This is a genomic window from Devosia sp. (assembly GCF_034675085.1).
Classification (GTDB): Bacteria; Pseudomonadota; Alphaproteobacteria; order Rhizobiales; family Devosiaceae; genus Devosia.
In genome coordinates this window covers 1-2,422 of sequence record NZ_JAUCDN010000409.1, presented here as the reverse complement: position 1 = coordinate 2,422, position 2,422 = coordinate 1, and the positions used below count along the sequence as shown (strand labels likewise).

Sequence of the window (2,422 nt, the reverse complement as noted above, 5' to 3'; positions counted from 1 at the left end):
GTCGCGCTCGCGGCGAAGCTGGCGTTTTTCCTCATCCTCGGCGCGAAACTGACGCGACCAGTCGCGCCAGATCTTGCGCAGCCCCAGCCAGATGAGCAGCCCCAGCCCGACGACGATGAGGATGCGTAGAACATATGCTGTCACGGAAAAGGCCCCCGCCCAGAACAAATGGCGCGCCAGATTTAAGGTCTGGACGAAGCGATTACCAGATGAGGCGGCTTTCCCCCCGGAAAATAGCATCGAATTCGGGTTGAAAGGCCCTGCCCTCTTCCCCGTGAAGCGCCCGCCCGGCCAAAAGCGTCAGGGGCGCTCGCGAGCCCTTGATGCCCCGTATCAGTACGCGCCCCGCCGCCGCGCCAGGCCGAGGCAGCAGCGGCAGGATGGCAATCGCACCGAAGCGTTTTTCAAAGCCGGCCAACAGTGCCGCAAGGCCGGCGGCCGGATAGACGAAAATGACTTCGCCCCCCGCCTGGGCGGCGCCGGCCGCCGTTCTTATCCAATGGTCGAGCGCGGCTTCTTCCATATGCCTTGCCCCTGCCCGACCGGCATTTGTCGCCAGGGTCCCTTCCCCCCGATTAAAAAAAGGGGGGTTGGCGATGATACTGGCATAGGCGTTTACGGCCATGCCGGCCTCCTGGCGCGCCGCCGCCGGACCGGCCACATCGGCCATAATGATTTGGGCACGGGCGGCAAAACCATTTTCCAGAGCATTGTCGCGGGCGAGCGCGGCGATTTCAGGATCGCGTTCGACCAGCAGCGCCTGCAAATCCGCGTGGTGCGCCATGGCCACGAAGCTCGCCGTACCCACCCCGCTGCCCAGGTCGAGCAGGCTTGTGCTGCCGAACCGAACCGCCGCCCCCAGCAGCACGCTATCGAGCCCGGCGCGAAAGCCGTTGCGGGGCTGCGACAGTGTGAGCCGATTGCCCAAAAAGGCATCGCGCGTTACCGAATGGTGTTTTACAAAGGCATTGGGCTGGTCTAGGGACATTGCACCCCGTATGGCCGGTTTTGCGCGACCTTATATGGGGGAGCGCAGAAGGCTCAACCAGATTTGCCGGGTTGGCGAACCAGGACAGGAAAGCAGTGTCGGTTCTGACGCAATTGAAACAAGCACCGGCGGCCAATCCGGTCGAGCGGTTGCTCGAAATCACCGCGGCCGACATGGCCAAGGTCAACAGCCTGATCCTGAGCCGCGCCGAATCGCATGTGGATATGGTGCCCGAATTGGCGCGCTATCTGATCGAGAGCGGCGGCAAGCGCCTGCGCCCCATGCTGACGGTGGCCTCGGCGCAGCTTTTCGGCGGGGGCACCGGCTCGGCCATCAATTTCGCCGCCGCCGTCGAATTCATGCACAACGCCACCCTGCTGCATGACGATGTGGTGGATGAAAGCGACATGCGCCGGGGCAAGCCCGCCGCCCGCATGGTGTGGGGCAACAAGGCCTCCATCCTGGTCGGCGATTTCCTGCTCGGCCAGGCCTTCATGATGATGGTGGAAACCGGCGACATCGCTGCGCTGGGCGTGCTCTCCTCCGCCTCCGCCGTCATGGCCGAGGGCGAGGTGTTCCAGTTGGCCAAGACCGGCGATCTCACCACCACGCCGGCCGAATATGCCGAGGTGATCCGCGCCAAGACCGCCGTGCTGTTCCAGGCCGCCTGCGAAGTGGGCGCCATGTCGGGTGGAGCCGATGCCGCGGGACGCCAGGCGCTGGCGCGCTATGGGCTCGAACTGGGCAATGCCTTCCAACTTGTCGACGATGTGCTCGATTATGGCGGACAGGCGGGCGAACTGGGCAAGAATACCGGTGACGATCTGCGCGAAGGCAAGATGACGCTGCCGATCATCCTGGCCCTGGCCGAAGGCAGCGAAGCCGAAAAGGCGAGCATCGCCAAGGCGCTGGGCGATGCCGAGGCCAGCAGCGAGCAGGTGGCCGAGGTGGTGGCTATCATGGAGCGCTATGGCGCCCTTTCCCGCACGCTGGAACAGGCCCATGCCCATGCCCGCTCGGCCCAGCAGGCTCTGAATATTCTGCCCTCGTCGGATATGCGCGCGCTGTTGAGCGACGTGGTCGAATTCAGCGTGCTGCGCGCCTACTGAATCAGGACCCGAGCAGCGGCGCGGCCGCTACCCAATGGCCGGGGTATTTTTCGCGCAGGGTCCGTGCCGCCTGATGGGCCTGCCCTTCGGCGCCGAAAAGGCCGAACACCGTCGCCCCCGACCCCGACATGCGGGCCAGGATGCAGCCCCGCGTCTCGGCCAGCGCGGCGACGATCTCGCCAATTACCGGCACCATGTCCACCGCCGCCGGCTGCAAATCATTGCGCGTTTCGGCCAGCCACAACCCCAGTTGCACGGGGCGGGCAAGGGGCTCGGGCAACGGCGGCAGCGCGGGATTGTCACGCCGCGTCAGGCGCCGGAACAC

Annotated in this window: 2 protein-coding genes and 1 pseudogene; 1 reads left to right on the top strand and 2 read right to left on the bottom strand. The window is 65.3% G+C overall.

Annotated features, from left to right (window positions below):
• Positions 1-202: 202 nt before the first annotated feature.
• Entirely contained in the window at positions 203-988 is a 786-nt protein-coding gene (locus tag VDP82_RS17045) for a tRNA1(Val) (adenine(37)-N6)-methyltransferase (RefSeq protein ID WP_323016020.1), read from the bottom strand.
• A gap of 173 nt (positions 989-1,161) precedes the next feature.
• On the opposite strand from VDP82_RS17045, the gene VDP82_RS17040 reads away from it, so the two are divergent.
• Positions 1,162-2,097, top strand: a complete 936-nt coding sequence (locus VDP82_RS17040) for a polyprenyl synthetase family protein (protein WP_323016021.1) — start codon at positions 1,162-1,164, stop codon at positions 2,095-2,097.
• A 1-nt stretch (position 2,098) separates the two neighbouring features.
• Here VDP82_RS17040 and VDP82_RS17035 read toward each other — a convergent pair.
• A pseudogene (locus tag VDP82_RS17035) lies at positions 2,099-2,422 on the bottom strand (4-(cytidine 5'-diphospho)-2-C-methyl-D-erythritol kinase); the annotation flags it as partial.

Excerpts from the sequence above, each read along its gene's own strand:
- VDP82_RS17045 (WP_323016020.1), bottom strand. The coding sequence starts at position 988 with ATGTCCCTAGACCAGCCCAATGCCTTTGTAAAACACCATTCGGTAACG.
- VDP82_RS17040 (WP_323016021.1), top strand. The coding sequence starts at position 1,162 with ATGGCCAAGGTCAACAGCCTGATCCTGAGCCGCGCCGAATCGCATGTG.